Genomic DNA, 18,063 nt, shown 5'->3' on the forward strand with positions numbered 1-18,063 from the left:
TCAATCAACGTCAAATCAGTTTCTATCTTTCAAAATCATTATTGTGTTGCAATTGGAGTAGGAGTTACGGTTACAGATCCGTTTCCCTTTTCTTTTGCTGTAAAAGTAATTTTATTACTCAATTCCTCCCATTCCACTGAATTGCTATCCTTATCCAAAAGATTTGATTTCTTTTTTATGTAAAAAGGTATCAGATAGTCTCCTGTTCCCTCTGGCTGGTTCATTTCAAACGTTAAGATTCCATCGTCTAAAATTTTTTTAATCTCGTTTTCTGTTTTTCCAAGATTGATGAGGAAAAATTTATCTATTTCCACAGTATCCGTATCCCACTTTAGCGTTGCATCCGCAACACCACTTGAAATTAATACTTCATAGTTAAATCCATCATAGAACGCGGGATCAACTCCTGACGTTGCATCAATAAATTTCCCAGCCCAGCTAAAGGAATTTATTGTTGAACCAGTACATGGAGTAATGACCGCTGCCAAAAGCTGTTCATTCGTAACAGACAGATTAGTGGGCGTTGCAATGGCTACAATTTTCAGCTTATCCAAATCTGTTCCTGGAAAGCTTATTGTATATTTAAAATAATTGTCTTTACGTCCCCTTAAAACTTGATTCGATATGGTATATGTATTATTATTAACAGTTTCATCATTTACTTTATAATTATTTCCATTTCCATTCTCAAAATTAAGCTGCAAAGTATAAGTAATATCTCTGTCGCTTGACAGGCTGGGGTTTCCATTTGCGTAATTATATATATATATATCAAAAGATATCGGATCGTCTTTCTTCAATGATTTATCATAAAGAATTGTTCGGCCAGCATAATCCGTAGATCCACTTGCACAGGTTTGAAGATAATTGGAGGTAAATCGGATTGTTTCACCATTTCCATTTCTGACAACCCCTCGCTGGAATGCCTGACTGTTGTATGCAGCATAGCTTCCGCTTGCAAGGACAGCCAATGCAAGGAAACAAACAACTGCCAGCAATATTCTTTTCCATTTTGGTTTCTTTAAAAATTCCATTTTTATCCCCTGTTATTGTACATCTGCATTCTCGGCAAAAATATAAAAAAGATCGGTTTCCTTGGTCGTTTCAGTCCAACTGATTTCGCATACAAAATAGGTATGATGATATTCTGTTTTCGTTCCATTTTCATCTGTTATTTCTACCCTATTGCTGGAGTCAGAGTCCAGGCTGTAATTATTAGCCTTAGCGCCAGCCAGCCAATATATAGGTTCTGCATGCGCCTGCACATTATCGTAATTTCCATAGTTGATTCCGTGATATGTCTGATCCGCATATAAATACTCTGATGTAGAATCAATCTTGTTGATATAGCTTCCTGCTACGCGATCATTCTCTTGGTAACTATATTTAGAATTATCTTTTGCTGTTACAATTTTATTTTCTGCCGAACCAGTATCACTTGAATTCACTTGATTTGCCCTATAAAGATTAAATTTCAATCCTTTCAAATTTGTAGTATGCGCAATCTCTAATTTAAAACTTCCTGTACTTTCCACACAGAACACACGCCGAATCGTTACCGTACCATTAGTATCTTTTTCGTCTCCTTCATTATAGGTTAGTTCCAGGGAATCAAGTTTTTTTCCGCTGGGTCCCAGAATTGAAATATTGGATGGAGGCAGAATTTTCATTAATGTTGCCATGTCCATTCGATTAAAAAACCAGGCATAGGTAAATCCGGCAATCAAAGCTGCGATTGCCGCAAGCATGATTATCGAACGTAATAGTTTTATTTTGCCAGAAGAGGCTGTATTCTTTTTCTTATCTTTTGTTTCGGATTCCATCTTCATATTTCATTCCTTATCAATTTACAGCTTTTTGTGTTCTTATTGTTCTGCATTCAATTCCACATAAATATATTGAGCATTCTTTCCAATATATTCATCTGCAAGATTATAATAGTTTGTACAGCTTTCGAATATTTCGTCTGACATGTTTATATCAATCGAGTTTTCCGCACCACTAAAACCACTACTGTACGTTTTGGCTGAATAAAATAATTTACTTGTATTTTTCGCACCATATGCTTCATTTGCTGGAACTTGAGCATTTACAAACTTCAACAGTTTCTTATAGTCAGCTTCAGACGTATCAGTAAATAAATCACCTTTTCCTGTCCTATCGTTATATACATAATTTCGGAATTCTTTCGGCCATTTCCAATACAAGATAACTTTATAGGGCATGTTTTTTTCAAATACAGCTGTATCAGATGCACTGTTTTTGATGTCGGATGCATTTATAGTCAGCTCATTAATAAGTTCATTGCTAGATTCATTTATTTCACCAAGCCAGCCGCTATAGCCTTTTGTATTATTAGCATCCAAACCAGTAAAAATTAAAATATGTCCCTGTATCAAATTCTCCCAAACATGATTCTCCACCAGTGAAAGATTATTGCCGTTTCCTTCCTTATATCCTGTTAAATTTATCTGAAACGTTATTTTTTTCAAGCCATCCTGTTTCGGAATGAAATAGAATTCCAATTCACCACTGGCTCCAGGATAGAATTTCTGCTGACCGTTTAAACGCCAGGCAAGACTGCTGCTTCCAGTATAAAGGGTTTTGCCATTTAATGGATATGTAGTTCCAGTTTTATAATCAATATAATTTGAATAATTATTTTCGTTGCTTCCCTCCGACAGCTTCCCCTGTGATAATTCTGGCTTCTGCCTTTCTCCGGCACTTGCCAATTCAAATGGCACTGTATTCTCCGCCGAAATACTTGTCCCTGTCATGGTTACTTTCGTATTTGATACAAACCACGCAATACAAACTGCAATAATCGCAATCAAAGTCGTAAACGCAAGCACAAAGCTTCTGGCGGCCTGCTTCTTGTAGCGGGTGATTTTCTCGGTGGTTTCGTTATTTTCTGTTTTATTATCATCGGAATGTGCTTCTAAATCCGGCTGTTCCGGGGTTGAAGCTGGCTTCTGGTTCTTCTCTTCTGCCACGGGATTTCACTCCTGTCTGATCTTATAGTCTTGGGATTTTCGTATAATAGAAAGATTTACAGAATTATACAGAATTGATTATAACATTCTTCGTGCTGATTTTCAATAAATCGACGGTTTTTTTCATATTTTTCACATTTTAGTGGAATTTTGGGTGGTTATTTTACAATTATTATATGATGTATTTTAGTGTATTGTCTAGTTTCAATCTATCTTTAGAGGTTCTATTTGTTACCATTCTTTTACTTTTTCATAAAATTTAATGTAGATTTCGATTAACTTTTATGGATTCTCAGATGCATTTCAGTATAAATCGGCATTTGTTTTAATGATGTATATAGTTGTACTATATTGTTATTCTTCATAAAAAACATACGCAGATAACCACTTTTCGGCATCTGCGTATATTTTTTGCATCATATCTTTCTGAATCTTTCTTTACAACTACAGCATTTTACTCTTCAACCGCTTAAGTTCTGCCTCCAATGCATTTGCACGGGCACACTCCCTTTCAGCCCTGGCATGTTCTCTTTCCGTATTTTTTCGCTCCTCTTCTCTTCCCTCAGCCCGCATCATATTGTCTCTCTCAAACTGCTTCATATACTTTACTGACACCTCCCTGTCTTTTTTCACGGTTTCTACCATGTGGTGGAAATCACGTAGTGTATCGTTTACGACGTTCTCACTGGTGCTTTTCTCCATGTAACGCAGGAACTGGCGCACTTCTTCGGACACCTGACCTTTCGTTCCTCTGGTGTATAGAAAAATCGTTTTCGCTCCATCATCGTATGGAACATCCGGTTCTGCATCATATAGAGTGGCCTCCAGTTTCCGTTCTGCCATTTATGACAGTACCCTGACGAAAAAAATCCTCAGACGCTACAACCGTAACTACCTGAGGATTTTCATCTTCCATTTACTTTAATGCAAAATCGAAAAGGACAAACAGCTCAGAAACTACCGTTCCTAATGCCCTTGTACCTATGATTTTTATTCCGCCACAAACGGCACAACATCCTTCACCGCTTCCGCCGGAGAGATCTCAGCGTCATCATTGTCTACATCAATGAGGTGGTATCTGTCATTTCCACATTCACGCGCTCATACAGCTTCTTCAATCCCTCCGGGGAAAGATCTCTGGTAAAATATACAACAGATTCCTCCCCGCTGCATGTTATTTTAAGCCTAAAAGTCCACTTTAAGTCAAGGAATTTTTTTGCGCCCGCGTATGTTCCCGCTTCTGTCGGTACATGGCTCTGTCTGCGTGGCCGATGATGTCCTCGATGATCAGGTTGCCGTGTCCTTCTGGAATTTCCTCAAGACCGAAGCTGAATCCCTTCTTATAAGGATGCTCCTTCTCGCTTGCAAAAATCTTCTGGATGCGGCGCATTTTCCTGCGTGCCGTCTCCACCTGGCAGTGGCGCAGCACAATGCAGAATTCATCTCCGCCGATTCTGGCAAACACATCCTCCTGGCGGATATTGCAGCTGACAGTATCCGAAAAGTGCCGGATATACCAGTCGCCCTCTCCATGTCCATAATTATCATTCACATATTTCAGATGATCCAGGTCACAGTAGCAAAGGATCACACCCTCGCCGCTTTTCAGAATCTCAGTGGCTTTCTCGAAGAAGAACAGACGGTTGCCGATTCCGGTCAGAGGATCCTTGTAAACCTCAATCTCCAGCCTGCTCTGGCGCTGCTTCTCTTCTGTCACCTCGCGGATAATATGCGCATAAGCCTTCTGACCCTGCCAGAGCATGATTCCGGTGGTGATCCTGTAATAATGATGCTGGCTGACCTCTGTCTCCCAGGTCCACTCGTAAGTATCACTCTTGGCAAACATGCTGCCGTCCTGCTTCTCCTGCTGCTGCAGACAAAGCTGATAAATCTCCTCCGGGGATATCTGGATGCTCATGTTCTCATTGCTGTAAAGCACCTTCTGCCCGATCATACTGATGACCATAACCTCTTCATCACTTCTGGCAATCAGCTCCATGAGAAGCTGGTTATAGCTCTCCATCATGTTGGCATGGGTTTTCTCACGCTCTGCTTCCCGCTTCAGGGATTCCTCCCGCTCCTTCAGCTGCCTGGTCATGGTATTAAACGCCTCGGAAAACTCTCCCAGAAAGGATACCGTCTGAGAATAATCCCCCTTGGCTACCTGCTTGGCCTGCCAGGTCAGATGATTCAGATTGGAATGCATGTTCTTCAGATTCTCACACAGGAAATTATCCCGGTCCGGAACCTTGGCTGAAAGCTTTCCCCTGGAAAGAGCTTCGGAATAATCTTTCATCTCCTGAACTGCATGATCCAGAAATTCAAGCCCCATCCCCAGCTTCTTATAAGGCTCGTCCAGTGCTCCCAGATCCAGGGGCTTCACTGTGGAATCGTACAAAATGCTCCGCAGATATTCAAATAGTAATTCACAGTTTTTATCTTCCATTTAGGAAACTCCTAGTCACTCTTGGTCTTTTACATTGGCGTGGAAACGGCAGACACGGTCGCCAGTCGCCCAGCAGTCCACCTCTACTGCTGTGTAGACCTTTCCCGAATAAACAGATAAAATACCGGAAATAAATCCTTCATCATAATTGCAGACCGTCTCTCCCAAAATGGGAAGTCCGGAGCAGTCTGCATCCTCGGAAACTGTGAGAATAATTCTTCCGCTTGCCTCATCTACGTCCTCAATTCGCAGCACGCCGATCTTCAGCTCCTCCAGCTTCTTCTGAAGCTCACTGACAAACTGATCCAGCGGCTGATCCAGATTCAGCATCTTCTTCGCAAAATATTCTCCAGCCATACGTCCAGCCTTGCGGAAAATATCTACCTGCACTTCCTTGCCAAACCTGGTGCACAGCTCTTCCTTCAGTGAGTATTCCAACATACGGTAAACCAATACTGGAAGCTCCTCTCCAAGATTTTCCCTGCTTTTCTCATCAAACTGCAGGTATTCCTCAAATGTAATCGGTCTCTTATTTGTCATAAAAATATTGTTCTCCATAGAGCAGCTTCCTTTCTCCCGCCAACGAGCGCCAATGCGAAAACTCCGTCCTCATTGGCAATTTCGATAGCTTTAGTATAACATATTTCTGTCAGTTTGTTAATAAAAACCGTAACCATTTCTGCCATTTTCTTTTACATGGTAGAGGGCCTTGTCCGCATCGTTGAAAATGCTTGGGCCAGGATTCTCCCTGTCGGTAAATGCCACGCCCACACTGAGGGAAACTGCGGGAAGAAGTCATTTCTACCATAATAATGGCGAACTCATCGCCGCCGATCCGGCATACGTAGTCGATGGTTCGAAACGCCCTCTTCAGGCTCTCATACTCTGCTTCGTGGCGGATCAGCTTCTGAGCCTCTTTATTCTCCTTGTATACCTGGTTGTAGGTTTCCGCAAGATTCTGCAGTTCATCTGTGTTAAAATATCCCTTAACCATAGAATTCATTGTATACTGATTCGATATCTTATGGTATAACGGACGAATGCCCAAAATACAAGTCACACAAGGCTATCTTTTTTCCAGTCAAAAAGGAGCGATTTCTCGCCCCTTACATTTTTAAGTTTCCTCTTGATGGTGGGAACTCACCAGCTTTTGAAATTTTATACAATCTTAAACCAGTCTTTTTCCTCGAATTCTACTACGGTGCAGTCATTGGCATAAGTGCATTCTGGCAAAATGATCATGGCGTGGAGCACATCGTTGTGTACGGGCAAAGGACATAGATGCCAGATGGCGGCATTGATTTTCACCATACATCCTTTGGGGACGATAAACGCCTTCGCAAGTTCGGGAACCGGGGTGCCGGCAGATGCGGGGGCTACGTGGATAATCATGTCATCATCTAAAGCTACAATGCCTTCCCATGTTGTGGTGTGATATTCAGCCATTTTGACAATGCGATCATCCTTTCGCACGGCGATTGGGGAAAATCCCATACTGCCCATGCAGGTTCCGGAAATGCGGTCAGGATAGAATTTGTGGATTTCGCCCTGCAGCGGATAACCTTCAGGTTCCGTCATAGAATAATAGGTTCCGAACGGGGCGAAATCCCCTGGTGTAATGTTGACAGCTTTAATTTCTCTCATGGAAAAACCTCCTCAAATTTAGTAAAAACCCTGGAAATATTATAGCATGGAGGCGGTGAAAGCTCAAGACGAGAAACGCAAGAGCAAGCGGAATGATACTACCGAACCGCTCGCTCTTGCGTTTTATTTGTCAAACAAACCATGCTTATTTGCTCTTTTCTGAGCAAGTTCATATACTTCTTCGTCGGCACGAACACCGATTACAATAACCATCATAGAAGATTCTGTACGACGAAGCTGATAGACGATCCGTAACCCAGCAGAGCGAAGCTTAAAAATCAGCCAGTTCATCTTCTGTAATGCCAAGGCGACGATTCATTTCTTCCTCAGAAATTAAAGAAGAAGGATTAAAATGTGCCATGCGCTCAGAAGCAACAGCCAGCAAACGGGCATCATTCAGTTTTTCAGCAACCACCTTGCACCGTTTTTTAAAAAATGCGATTCCATATGCCCATATATCATTGCGGCCTTCGTTGCGAAGGTACTGATCATATCTGCGATCATGAATTTGGCTCATGGCTCGTTCACAAGCTCTGTCCAGCTCAGAAAGACTTCCTACACTCTTAAGTTCGATGATAATTCCTGAATCAGGATTATCCGTTTCAACGATTAAATCCGCAAAGCCATCGCCCGACTCCCTGTTGGAAAGAATTCCCCATGTTCCATTTCCCACTAACATCCCAGATAAGAGGGCGTGATAGAACTTTTCTTTTTCTTTTTGTGGTCCCTTGGGATCCAGAACGCTGATTGTTTTGCTTAATGTCCGTGTCAGACTGAATTCAATAATTTGAAAGCAATTACAGCCAGTTTTCCAGAACATCATTCAGTTTATTCATATCCAGCGGTTTTGCGATATGTCCATTCATCCCTGTATTTTTGGCCAACTGTACATCTTCTGCAAAAGCATTGGCAGTCATGGCAACAATAGGCAGTTTTCCCTTTTCACCCGGAAGGCTCCTGATTGCTGCAGTTGCCTCATAACCATTCATGACAGGCATTTGGATATCCATAAAAACAAGATCATACGAACCTTTCGGAGAAGCTTCCACTTTCTCAACTGCAATTTTCCCATTTTCTGCCGTTTCCACTTTTGCACCTGTCATTTGCAAAATTTCACCAGCAATTTCTCTGTTCAACTCATTATCCTCAACTAGCAGAATCTTTTTTCCCGTGTAGTCTGATTCTGACAGCTTCTCCAAATAATTTCTTGCTGTTTTTTCTTTTCTTCCTGAAGTAAACTGCCGCAGTGTAGCCGTCAGCCGGGAACGGAACAGCGGTTTTGCAATAAAAGCATCTATGCCCGCCGCCTTTGCTTCTTCTTCAATCTCGCTGAATTCATAAGATGTCAGTACAATGATGGTGATCTCTTTTCCTATCCGTTTCCGGATCTGTCTGGCTGTTTCTATGCCATCCATATCCGGCATCTTCCAGTCTAAAATAACAGCAAAGTAATCATCTTTCAACTCATGCCGTGCATAACAGCGCTCAACCGCTTCCCTGCCAGAGAGAACCCATTCACCCATAATACCGATTTCCTTCAGTGTGGCAACTGTACTTTCACAGCAAGTCTTATCATCATCCACTACCAGAACCGGCAGATTCATCAGATTTTTATCCTGTTCTTTTTCTTTTTCCTGAAGCTCCAGATAAATTGTTACTGTGATTTTAGTTCCCTTGTGCAAGGTACTGTCCACTTTAATAGTGCCATTCATCAGGTTCACAATATTTCTGCTGATTGCCATTCCCAGACCGGTTCCCTGAACTCTGGTTGTCCGGTGGTCATCTGCACGGCTGAAAGGATCAAACATGATTTTCTGGAATTCCGGTGACATACCGATTCCATTATCCTCAATCGTAAATTCATAGCATCCAAGTTCCGAAAATCCATTTGGCTTTTCCTCTATGGAAAAAGTAATATTTCCACCATCCGGTGTATACTTGATTGCATTACTCATCAGATTCACAAATACCTGTTGAATCCTCAGGCTGTCACCACAGACAGCCTCATGTTCAATATGATTGATGTGTATATCAAAATTATGTTTATGTTCATCAAGCACCGGTTTCGTAAGTGTAATAAGATTATCTACCAGCTCTGACAGATTGAAATCTTCCTGTGCCAATGTCATTTTTCCACTTTCAATACGTGCCATATCCAATACTTCATTGATCAGCCCCAGCAGATGGCGGCTTGATTCTGTGATCTTGCTGAGGCATTCAATGACTCTGTCCTGGCTCTCAACATTTGCTCCTGCGATTGCCGTCAGACCTACAATCGCATTCATTGGTGTCCGGATATCATGGGACATATTGGAAAGGAATTCTGTTTTCGCACGATTTGCATTTTCTGCGGACCGGTAAGCCTCTTTCAGTGCCTGACGGGATTCAATCTCTGCTTTCTTCTCCTGTGTCACATCCATGGATGCCAGCAATACCTTTTCCAGCTTTCCATTCTTCCATTCCAAGGGAATATAAGAAGCGATTTTATAAGTCTTTTCATCCAGGCTGCAATACTCAAACTTATAAATATCATTTTCACTTTTCAGTTTTTTCCGAATATTATCCGGGGCTATCAGGATATCTATAGCTTCCAATGGTTCCAGTGTCTTATATTTTTCAAGAACCTGCATCTGAAAATCATGATAAAATCCCAGAGGTTTATATATCATCTGTCCATTCAGATTGTAGAATTCATATCTGTCATTTTCCAGATCACAAACAACAAAACGGTCAACCAGACGCACAATACTCTGGATCAGCTGCTCCATGGAAGCATTGTCCGCTGCCATCTGCAGATGCCGTGCGCTCTCTACCTTCGCTTCTGTGATATCCCGCAGAAAAATCATGGCATATTCTGAATCCTCTATCTCACCGCGTATGATCACATTGCGGACCCATCGTTCTTCTCCATTCAGGGTGATCCGACACTCTAAAGACAATTCAGTTTCCAGACCCTTCAGCCTTTCTGCAATATAACCACGGTCGTAAAAAGAGGATACCGCCTTCTTATCTGTCTCCACAACATAGGAATCCACAAAATGCCGAATCAATTCATCCCACGTATAACTCTGTTCAAAGACTGTCATCAGGGACGGTTCAACCTTAAAGGTATCAAAAGTATTCGCTTCCAGATTCACATAATACTCGCACAAATCTGCTTTCGTAAAAGCCCGGTGGAAAGCAGCAGATTTTTGTGCCTGCATGGTTTCTTTTTTCTCCCCATCAATGTTAATAAAAATCCCGGCAATCCTGCTGGCAGAACCATCCAGACGGCGTATTACTTCTGCCGATGCCCGAAACCACTGGTATCGATTATCCTTCATTCTCATACGATACTCTACATGGTATTTTATCTGGTTCGTCTTATCCTTAATTGCCGCCTGAAGCTGCACCATTACTCTTTCTTTATCCTGTGGATGCAGAAGATCTGACCAGGATTCCAGTTTATTCGGAAAGTCCAGAGTGTCATGATAGCCAAGCATTTTTCTAAATTCATGACTCCAGTTTGCATTCACAATCTCACTGTTTTCGTCACAGTCAAAATACCAGAAGCCAGAACAGATAGCCTCATTGAGCAGTGTCAAATTTACATGGTCCCAGTTGACCTGTACGGACATAACCCAGATCTGTCTGCCCTCCTCATCTGTCGCATCCTCTTTACAAAGCCGTACATTTTTCACTGTACCGTCTGCTGCAAGGATCTGTGCTTCCCCTGTTCCGTGAAGCTGCAAAAAACGGTCTCGCTCCAGTATATCTTCCTCGTCATAAAAGAAGTTTCTCAATGAGCCTTTTGTCTGTTCCATGAAAGTATCGAATGTATATCCTGTACTATGTAACAACAGATTATTCACAGACAAAATAGACAGGTTTTGGTCATAAGATCCTGTCATTATACCTACCCCGCCATTATTTTCCAGTGTTTTCTGTATAGCCTGTGACATGGCCTGTGTCTGTCCCGTTACAGTCTCATCTAAAGAATAGATTTTGTCTTCATAATTTTCCATTTTATAAAACTCCTCACTCTGGGGGACAGGGAAAGTGGCTTTTTAGGTGTCCCCTTGGCATTTTACAATTTCACTGGTTGCAATACAAACAGTTTCACTGTTTTCCTATCAAATTGTTTATTAAAATAAACATTAAAATTCTTAGTTTCTTTTATAATCTTCTTTTTGTCATATACATAAAAGAAAATATTTTTTTCCTGATAATGAACAATATCTGCTTCTATTTCTTCTATTAATTTTTTCAAAGTCATTGAATCGCGGGTGCATTTTGCTTCTAAAACTACATCTAAATCTGGAATAAATATATCTTCTCGCACTGTTCCAATACCAGAATCCTTTGAGACTTCTTTTCTTATTCCCGGATAAAGAGGTTTTAATGCCGCATATAATAAATGCAGCAAATCATATTCATTTTGTATCATTATTTTCTTCAAATTTTCATATCTAATTGTTGCTCTTTTATCAGGTAAATATTCTGTTAGTGCTTCTAAAAAAAGATAAAAATTTTCCAAATATATTTAAAGATTCTTTAAATCCGGATTCTGATATTCTTCCTGTGTCAATGCGGATAAATAATCTGTTAATTTAATCTTTGCCATCAACATGTTTTCTCTATTTACTTCATCTGAAAATCGATTCTTTAAATAAGTTGCTCTTTTTCTGATTTGAACAATAATATCATTTGGATACTCTTTGCTCATTAGTATTTCGTATAAGTCTGTAACAAATTGATCATACTCATTAATTTCAAAAATATTTTGTAATTTTTCAATATATGGCTTCAACCAATTATCCATTTTTTCTTCCCCATCTCAAATAAAATAAAAAAAGTGGATCCAATACATATACTTTTCCATCTTTCCATTCAATTGCCCTGTAAATTTCTTCTTTTGCTTCCAAGACATTTTGTAATTTTCTTAAATGCTCTTTAACAATTGATTTCTCAGGATTCTTTTCATTTGCTGACAGCTTAATCAGTTGAATAATTCTACTATAAAATGTTTCAAATGAAATCTCTGTTAATGGCGGATTTTTAGCAAGTGATTCAACAATCAAACCGTACATGTCTAACAGCTTCCCATCTATTGTTTCATACATTTTTCTTTGTTGTCCTCGCTGATTGGGGCCTTTTCCCATCGTATTAACTACATCGGCATAGCTGAAATTCACAGTTGTAAACTTATATGCTTTTTCCAGAATTTCATCTGTTACTTCTTGTTTATTTTCATCTTCTAATAAAGTACAAATGCTTAAACATATATACTGCATCAGTTGTGGTGATGTCAGACATTCAACAGCAAGTTTTTCAGCAACAGCATCAGTAATATTAATATTGAGTTTTTCAAATCCCATTAGCGCAATTTTTTTCAGATCTTCTTCTTTCCACGTATCAATAGTAATCAAACTCAAACGCCCTGATAAATCGGCATTCTGACGAATTGCATCATCTGATCTGTGAGGAAGTGAAACAACTATAACTTTTAATTCTCTACGTATTGCATCTTTTAATTGTTGCGCTATTTTTATCTGCATCTCTGGCGATGCATAGTGAAAATCATCTATAACCAAGACTTTATTGTGTTGGATATAATATTCAATAATTTTATCTTTTGAAAGAACATATTTTTCATTTTTTCCATCTCTGTCTGTTATTTCTTCGGTCTTTGAAAATCTCTCGGTCGTTATTTCTCCCATATAAGGCAACTCAACCTTAGCCGCTACTGTTGCCCAAAAATCTGTATTTTCATTAAAATCTGCTCCTGAAATTTCAACTATGTTATCTAATCCAATAACTTTCTCACATAATATCGTCTTTCCCATCTTTGACGGACCAATAATAGAAGTCAGACATCCAGCGGTCCGCAATGCTTGTTTTAATCGTAATTCATAGGATATATCTGTATCCTCATAATGACGTGATACATATGTATATGTCGGGTATGCGCCAGGTTTAAATACTTTTTCTGCTCTCATTGTCATTACTTTCACCTCCACATGGATTTATTTGTATTATAACATATTTATATCCTTTTTAAATCCTTTTTATACCTTTTAATACCTTTTCGTGGGAAGCCAAGGGGACAGGGAAAGTGGTTTTTTAAGTGTCCCCTTGGCTTTGAGAAGTTGCAACCACTACACACAATATTCACACAAAATTCTCTTTACGTTTTCAATTTTTATAGGCTTTGCCAAGTGAGCATTCATTCCTGCTGCCAGACACTTTTCTTTATCTTCTCTGAATGCATTTGCTGTCATGGCAATAATCGGGATTGTTTCAGCATCTGGACGTTTCAGTGACCGGATTGTTTTTGTCGCAGTAAGCTCATCCATTACAGGCATCATGATATCCATCAGAATTGCGTCAAAATAACCTTCCGGTTTCTCCTGAAACATTCTGACCGCCTGCAGTCCATCTTCTGCAACTGTCAGATTTGCACCTTCATCAGACAACAGCGTTTCCGCAATTTCTGCATTCAATTCATTGTCCTCTACCAGCAATAAGTTTAATCCGCTGATATCCATCTGTGCCTCTGTTTTCTTTACTGTATCTGGTGCGGAAGCAAGTTTAAACGGAATCCTGATGATAAAGGTTGAGCCAACGCCTTCTTCGCTTTTAACTTCAATAGTTCCACCCATTTTTTCAATCAGACCTTTTACAATCGCCATTCCCAGTCCAATTCCCTGCTGTGTGCTTTTTGCATCCTCTCTTTCCTGCGAAAACGGATCAAATATATGCTCCTGGTATTCCCTGCTCATACCAATGCCAGTATCAGTAATTATCCACTCATATGTCGTAATTCCGTCAACAGCTTCTGCATAATCTAACACAGTTGTTATCTTTCCGCCAATTCGGTTATACTTAATACAGTTTCCATAAATATTAAGAAAAATTTGTCTTAAATGCACCGGACTTCCATAAATAAAAGGATATCGAAGCCCTTCCTTTTTTTGCACGGAACCGCATCTGGATTCCTCTGTCTTTTGCCCGCTGTTCTATGATAGTCAGAACATCCTGACTTAATTCCTCAAAATTGATGATTTCCTGTGTCAGAGGTACATTTCCCTCTTCAATTTTGCTCATCTGAAGGATATCGTTAATCAGAGACAATAGATAGTCTGCAGCCACCTGCATTTTTCTGAAATTTTCCAGGACCAATTCCTGTCATCAAAATGTTTCTCAGCAATCTTCAGCAATCCGATAATTCCATTCAGCGGGGTTCTCATATCATGAGACATCCTGGAGAGAAAATCAAACTTGCTTTTATTTGCTTTCTTTTCACTTTCCAGGGCAATTGATTTGTGCATGAAGTCATTTTTATCCAGCATGAGATTCCAATGTTCAATGGTTCCGTCTTCCTTTATTACTTTTTGCCCACGATCTTCGATATACTTGTATGTCCCGTCCTTACAGCGTATCCGGTAAATAGTAGCATAATGATCGGAATGAGTATATTGATTTAATGCATCTGCAAGTCCGACCTTCATGTCATCTGGATGAACAAGGCCGATAATACTACCGCCAGAAGCGTCCAACAGTTCCTTTGGTGTTGCGTAACCGAGCATATTTGCAAATTGTTCTGAAACATATTTGAAAGAGTATTCCGGGTCATCATTACTGATTTTGACGCCGCCAGGGATGGATACGGTAAACAACTCCAACTGACTTTGCAGTTTCTTTGTCAATTCCTCGATCATAGCCGTATGCTTTTTCTCTTCTGCCAGAAGCTTCGCATACTCTCTGTTTGATTTTTCCAGTGCCCGCTCTTTTTCCTCTAAGCGGTAATGTTCTGTACGGTCAAGAACATAATTAACTGCAATGACATCTCCAGTTTTCTCTTCACGGTACAGGGCCATGTGATCTTCTGCAAGCATGGGCTCAAAAGTAGCAGTCCTGGTCCAGTATCGGAACGATATATGCCGTTCACCATTTTCAAACCGATTTAATAATCGTTCTCTGTCAAACTCGTGCAGAAAATCTTTAAGACCTTCTTCAGGTATGGTCAATGCCCATGCAGCCACCAGACTCTGTAAGCTTGAATTCTCCGGCAAACCTAATTGTTCATTCAGATTATATTTTTTTCCATTAACTACCTGATACATGGAACCACGTACGATATTCTTTGTGAGATTGATCACGCAGTACCCATCCGCAATAGCAAATACCGACTCTTCCAAAAAACGATTATTAATAATGTCCTGACTCATTCAACTTCTCCTCGTCAATCTTCTAGTAAGGATTATATCCTTATTTTTGTGTATTCGTCAATAAAAAAGAAAGCCAAGGGGACAGGGAAAGTGGCTTTTTAGGTGTCCCCTTGGCTTCTGGCATTCCCCTTTCTTTTCTTTGGTCGGTATGGCTTCTGACGTTTTTCCATCGGGAGCAGTTCATAATTGCAGGAAATCGTGCCGCCATCCTTCTTATAAATGATCAGCTTACCCGGCTCACACATCCCGATGTGGTCAATCTGCCCGGTAAAAATTTCGTCCGTCATCTGAGCAACGCCCAGGGCTTCTGCCAGAATGCTGTTCAGGTGGTCATGCGTGATCTGTTCGGATGCACAGGAACCGCCGTTTCCGATGCCCCTGCATTTCCAAAAGGTCACCATCCCAGCCCTGGCTACCTTTCTTGTCTGCTTGTTATAATTCATTCCGCAAAGCTCGCACCGGATTCTGCCTGTCATGCAGGAAGCCCCTTTTGTCTTTGCCGGGGAAGCGGTGCGGTTTGCAGCGTGTCTGGCTTTTCGTTCCGGTGTCCATGATGCTTTCTGTGCCGTATGCTCCCAGTGCTGGATGACCTCTGTGCCGTCATGCAGGCAAAAGAGTAATTCGTGTACTCCCTGCACTGTGATGGATTCCACTTTGTCAAAAAAGATATCCTCATCAAATTCAGAAACGCCCAACACTTTTGCACTGGCTTCCATGAGCTTTGCTTCTGGAATATTCTTGGAACCACACCGTCTGTACTTCTCTGCTTTCTTTCCTGTGCAAACCCAGGTCGGACGCTTTTTCCCGATCGCACTGGTATTCCAAAGCTGTCTGGTGTAGTGCCGTCCGCAGCAGCCACAGATCACCTTCATCGTGAAAGGGTACTTCCTGCCTGTGTGATTATAAGGAAACCGTCCCATCTCTTTGTTTTGGGCGAGTTTCTTCTGCACCTGTTCAAAGGTATCCATGTCAATGATTGCCTCGTGGGTATCCTGTACAAAATACTGTGGAAGTTCCCCTGTGTTCATCACTTTCTTTTTGGAAATCGGGTCCTGGATGAAGGTCTTCTGAAGAAGGGTATTCCCTGTGTAAGTGATGTTTCGCAGGATATTGCCGATTGCACTTACGGAGATTAGTTTTCCATTGATGGATGTGATTCCTTCTCCAGCCAGTTCCTTTGCTGTTTTCATATGGGAACCACCTGCAAGGAAATTTGCAAAAATCCGTTTGACCGCCTCAGCTTCCTCCGGAATCACAGTCAGCTTTCCATCTACCCAGTGATAGCCGAGGGTTCTGCGTCTTGTATTTCCGATTCCATTCTGGAAGGCTTTATGAATTGCCCACTTTATATTTTCGCTGATAGATTCGCTTTCTGCCTGTGCCACCGATGCTATCAATGTCAGCATCAGTTCCCCTTCCTCTGTCAGGGAATCAATGTTCTGTTCCTCAAACCGCACAGAAACACCAAGCTGCTTTAAATATCGGACTATCCTAAGTAAATCCAGAGTATTTCTTGCGAACCGGCTGACTGATTTCACAAGAATCAAATCAATTTTTCCGGCTTTGCAATCACTTATAAGCCTGACAAAGCCTTCTCTTCTTTTTATATCGGTTCCTGAGATTCCGTTGTCCTTATAAATTTCTGCCAGCTCCCATTCTGCCTTTTCATGTATCTGCCTCCGGTAAAATTCTTCCTGTGCCTGCAAAGAATGCTGTGTTTCTTTTGTCTCTTCAGAAACCCTCACATACGCTGCGACCCTCAGCTTTTTGTTATTTTCCATGCCTGGATTCTCTTCTTTTCAGTTCTTCTTGCACTCTCTGAAACATCTCTGTATCAATGATTGCTTCATGATTCCCAACAATATAATATTGAGGAACTGCGCCCTCGTTTTTACGCATTTCACGGTCAAGAAAGTCTCTGGAATACCGTTTCTGAAGCAATGCATCACCCCTGTATTTTTCATTTTGCAAAATATTTTTTACTGTTCGCCCATTCCAGATTTGCAACCCATAGGGTGTGGAAATTCCTCTTTTTGTCAGTTCGGCAGCAATTCTATAAAAAGAATATCCATCCAAAAACATCCGGTAAATCATCTGCACAGTCTCTGCCTGTTCCAGGTTCACCTGCAGCTCTCCGTTCGCACCACGATCATATCCAAGGAAATGTCGAAACGGCACAAACACTTTTCCGTTTTGAAAAGCCTTACGCATTCCCCAGCGTGTATTTTCGGAAATGCTGCGGCTTTCTTCTTGTGCCAGAGAACTCATGATCGTTATCAGAAGTTCTCCTTTTGTGTCAAAGGTCCAGATGTTTTCCTTTTCAAAATAACACTCGACTCCATGCTCTTTCAGCTGACGAATCGCAGTCAGACTATCTACTGTATTTCTCGCAAAACGGCTGACTGATTTCGTTATGATCAGGTCGATATTGCCTGCAACAGCATCATCGATCATTCTTTGAAATTCCACCCGTTTTCGTGTAGAGGTGCCCGTTACGCCTTCCTCCGCATACATCCCGGCAAAGCTCCAGTCTGCCTGTTTTTTTATGTAATCTGTATAATACTGAACCTGTGCTTCATAGCTTGTCTGCTGGCTTTCTTTATTGGTACTTACTCTGGCATACGCCGCCACACGGCGCTTATTCTTCTCCTGCCCATTTTCTGAATTACGATCCTCCCGCGCCGGAATCACTATCACTTTTTTCTCTTTTTTTGTTTTCTCTGTCATAATACGTTCCTTCCTTCTTCTGTGAAATCTCTTGCAAATATAG

Annotated in this window: 19 protein-coding genes; all 19 read right to left on the bottom strand. The window is 40.9% G+C overall.

Going from position 1 to position 18,063, the window contains the following annotated elements; all coding sequences use genetic code 11:
• Positions 1 to 38 precede the first annotated feature (38 nt).
• Positions 39 to 1,034, bottom strand: a complete 996-nt coding sequence (locus H8S54_RS16420) for a hypothetical protein (RefSeq protein WP_186901849.1) — start codon at positions 1,032 to 1,034, stop codon at positions 39 to 41.
• Between the two features lie 12 nt (positions 1,035 to 1,046).
• Positions 1,047 to 1,829 (bottom strand): hypothetical protein, encoded by a 783-nt coding sequence (locus H8S54_RS16425; protein ID WP_173768206.1) that lies wholly within the window; start codon positions 1,827 to 1,829, stop codon positions 1,047 to 1,049.
• A 36-nt stretch (positions 1,830 to 1,865) separates the two neighbouring features.
• Complete coding sequence (locus H8S54_RS16430; RefSeq protein WP_173768204.1) at positions 1,866 to 2,993, bottom strand: hypothetical protein; 1,128 nt, start codon at positions 2,991 to 2,993, stop codon at positions 1,866 to 1,868.
• Positions 2,994 to 3,437: 444 nt separating this feature from the next.
• On the bottom strand, positions 3,438 to 3,836 hold the full coding sequence (locus H8S54_RS16435) for a hypothetical protein (RefSeq protein WP_186901850.1): 399 nt from the start codon (positions 3,834 to 3,836) through the stop codon (positions 3,438 to 3,440).
• A 355-nt stretch (positions 3,837 to 4,191) separates the two neighbouring features.
• On the bottom strand, positions 4,192 to 5,439 hold the full coding sequence (locus tag H8S54_RS16440) for a sensor domain-containing diguanylate cyclase (RefSeq protein ID WP_178655790.1): 1,248 nt from the start codon (positions 5,437 to 5,439) through the stop codon (positions 4,192 to 4,194).
• A 15-nt stretch (positions 5,440 to 5,454) separates the two neighbouring features.
• A complete protein-coding gene (locus tag H8S54_RS16445) occupies positions 5,455 to 5,997 on the bottom strand; it encodes a V4R domain-containing protein (RefSeq protein ID WP_021925852.1) in 543 nt (180 codons plus the stop codon).
• Between the two features lie 91 nt (positions 5,998 to 6,088).
• Positions 6,089 to 6,442: a hypothetical protein gene (locus H8S54_RS16450; protein ID WP_243176865.1), complete on the bottom strand. Its 354-nt coding sequence runs from the start codon at positions 6,440 to 6,442 to the stop codon at positions 6,089 to 6,091.
• 155 nt (positions 6,443 to 6,597) lie between these two features.
• Positions 6,598 to 7,083: an ureidoglycolate lyase gene (locus H8S54_RS16455; protein ID WP_021925854.1), complete on the bottom strand. Its 486-nt coding sequence runs from the start codon at positions 7,081 to 7,083 to the stop codon at positions 6,598 to 6,600.
• Positions 7,084 to 7,206: 123 nt separating this feature from the next.
• On the bottom strand, positions 7,207 to 7,389 hold the full coding sequence (locus H8S54_RS16460; protein WP_173768202.1) for a hypothetical protein: 183 nt from the start codon (positions 7,387 to 7,389) through the stop codon (positions 7,207 to 7,209).
• Positions 7,355 to 7,906, bottom strand: a complete 552-nt coding sequence (locus tag H8S54_RS16465) for a PD-(D/E)XK nuclease domain-containing protein (RefSeq protein ID WP_186901851.1) — start codon at positions 7,904 to 7,906, stop codon at positions 7,355 to 7,357. Before H8S54_RS16465 ends, H8S54_RS16460 begins: the two co-directional genes overlap by 35 nt.
• The gene (locus H8S54_RS16470; RefSeq protein WP_186901852.1) at positions 7,881 to 11,087 is read right to left on the bottom strand and encodes a hybrid sensor histidine kinase/response regulator; all 3,207 of its coding nucleotides are present in this window, start codon (positions 11,085 to 11,087) and stop codon (positions 7,881 to 7,883) included. Before H8S54_RS16470 ends, H8S54_RS16465 begins: the two co-directional genes overlap by 26 nt.
• A gap of 62 nt (positions 11,088 to 11,149) precedes the next feature.
• The gene (locus tag H8S54_RS16475) at positions 11,150 to 11,599 is read right to left on the bottom strand and encodes a PD-(D/E)XK nuclease domain-containing protein (RefSeq protein WP_186901853.1); all 450 of its coding nucleotides are present in this window, start codon (positions 11,597 to 11,599) and stop codon (positions 11,150 to 11,152) included.
• A 6-nt stretch (positions 11,600 to 11,605) separates the two neighbouring features.
• Positions 11,606 to 11,884: a hypothetical protein gene (locus tag H8S54_RS16480; protein ID WP_186901854.1), complete on the bottom strand. Its 279-nt coding sequence runs from the start codon at positions 11,882 to 11,884 to the stop codon at positions 11,606 to 11,608.
• A complete protein-coding gene (locus tag H8S54_RS16485; RefSeq protein WP_186901855.1) occupies positions 11,877 to 13,067 on the bottom strand; it encodes a P-loop NTPase family protein in 1,191 nt (396 codons plus the stop codon). The genes H8S54_RS16480 and H8S54_RS16485 overlap by 8 nt, the downstream gene beginning before the upstream one ends.
• A 153-nt stretch (positions 13,068 to 13,220) precedes the next feature.
• Positions 13,221 to 14,042 (bottom strand): ATP-binding protein, encoded by an 822-nt coding sequence (locus H8S54_RS18695; RefSeq protein WP_330600211.1) that lies wholly within the window; start codon positions 14,040 to 14,042, stop codon positions 13,221 to 13,223.
• Positions 13,969 to 14,169 carry a hypothetical protein gene (locus H8S54_RS18375; protein ID WP_243176867.1) on the bottom strand — a complete coding sequence of 67 codons (201 nt, stop codon included), beginning with the start codon at positions 14,167 to 14,169 and terminating at the stop codon, positions 13,969 to 13,971. The genes H8S54_RS18695 and H8S54_RS18375 overlap by 74 nt, the downstream gene beginning before the upstream one ends.
• Positions 14,170 to 14,186: 17 nt before the next feature.
• On the bottom strand, positions 14,187 to 15,293 hold the full coding sequence (locus tag H8S54_RS16495) for a PAS domain-containing protein (RefSeq protein ID WP_243176869.1): 1,107 nt from the start codon (positions 15,291 to 15,293) through the stop codon (positions 14,187 to 14,189).
• A gap of 98 nt (positions 15,294 to 15,391) precedes the next feature.
• Positions 15,392 to 17,074, bottom strand: coding sequence for a recombinase family protein (locus H8S54_RS16500; protein WP_186901856.1), 1,683 nt, complete (start codon positions 17,072 to 17,074; stop codon positions 15,392 to 15,394).
• Positions 17,064 to 18,020 carry a recombinase family protein gene (locus H8S54_RS16505; RefSeq protein WP_186901857.1) on the bottom strand — a complete coding sequence of 319 codons (957 nt, stop codon included), beginning with the start codon at positions 18,018 to 18,020 and terminating at the stop codon, positions 17,064 to 17,066. The genes H8S54_RS16500 and H8S54_RS16505 overlap by 11 nt, the downstream gene beginning before the upstream one ends.
• Positions 18,021 to 18,063: the final 43 nt, after the last annotated feature.

This window comes from Blautia segnis, from assembly GCF_014287535.1.
In the GTDB taxonomy this organism is placed as follows: domain Bacteria; phylum Bacillota; class Clostridia; order Lachnospirales; family Lachnospiraceae; genus Blautia_A; species Blautia_A acetigignens.

Coding starts and splice junctions, on each gene's coding strand:
- H8S54_RS16420 (WP_186901849.1), bottom strand. CDS start 1,034: ATGGAATTTTTAAAGAAACCAAAATGGAAAAGAATATTGCTGGCAGTT.
- H8S54_RS16425 (WP_173768206.1), bottom strand. CDS start 1,829: ATGAAGATGGAATCCGAAACAAAAGATAAGAAAAAGAATACAGCCTCT.
- H8S54_RS16435 (WP_186901850.1), bottom strand. CDS start 3,836: ATGGCAGAACGGAAACTGGAGGCCACTCTATATGATGCAGAACCGGAT.
- H8S54_RS16440 (WP_178655790.1), bottom strand. CDS start 5,439: ATGGAAGATAAAAACTGTGAATTACTATTTGAATATCTGCGGAGCATT.
- H8S54_RS16445 (WP_021925852.1), bottom strand. CDS start 5,997: ATGGAGAACAATATTTTTATGACAAATAAGAGACCGATTACATTTGAG.
- H8S54_RS16450 (WP_243176865.1), bottom strand. CDS start 6,442: ATGAATTCTATGGTTAAGGGATATTTTAACACAGATGAACTGCAGAAT.
- H8S54_RS16455 (WP_021925854.1), bottom strand. CDS start 7,083: ATGAGAGAAATTAAAGCTGTCAACATTACACCAGGGGATTTCGCCCCG.
- H8S54_RS16465 (WP_186901851.1), bottom strand. CDS start 7,906: ATGATGTTCTGGAAAACTGGCTGTAATTGCTTTCAAATTATTGAATTC.
- H8S54_RS16470 (WP_186901852.1), bottom strand. CDS start 11,087: ATGGAAAATTATGAAGACAAAATCTATTCTTTAGATGAGACTGTAACG.
- H8S54_RS16480 (WP_186901854.1), bottom strand. CDS start 11,884: ATGGATAATTGGTTGAAGCCATATATTGAAAAATTACAAAATATTTTT.
- H8S54_RS16485 (WP_186901855.1), bottom strand. CDS start 13,067: ATGACAATGAGAGCAGAAAAAGTATTTAAACCTGGCGCATACCCGACA.
- H8S54_RS18375 (WP_243176867.1), bottom strand. CDS start 14,169: ATGAGCAAAATTGAAGAGGGAAATGTACCTCTGACACAGGAAATCATC.
- H8S54_RS16495 (WP_243176869.1), bottom strand. CDS start 15,293: ATGAGTCAGGACATTATTAATAATCGTTTTTTGGAAGAGTCGGTATTT.
- H8S54_RS16500 (WP_186901856.1), bottom strand. CDS start 17,074: ATGGAAAATAACAAAAAGCTGAGGGTCGCAGCGTATGTGAGGGTTTCT.
- H8S54_RS16505 (WP_186901857.1), bottom strand. CDS start 18,020: ATGACAGAGAAAACAAAAAAAGAGAAAAAAGTGATAGTGATTCCGGCG.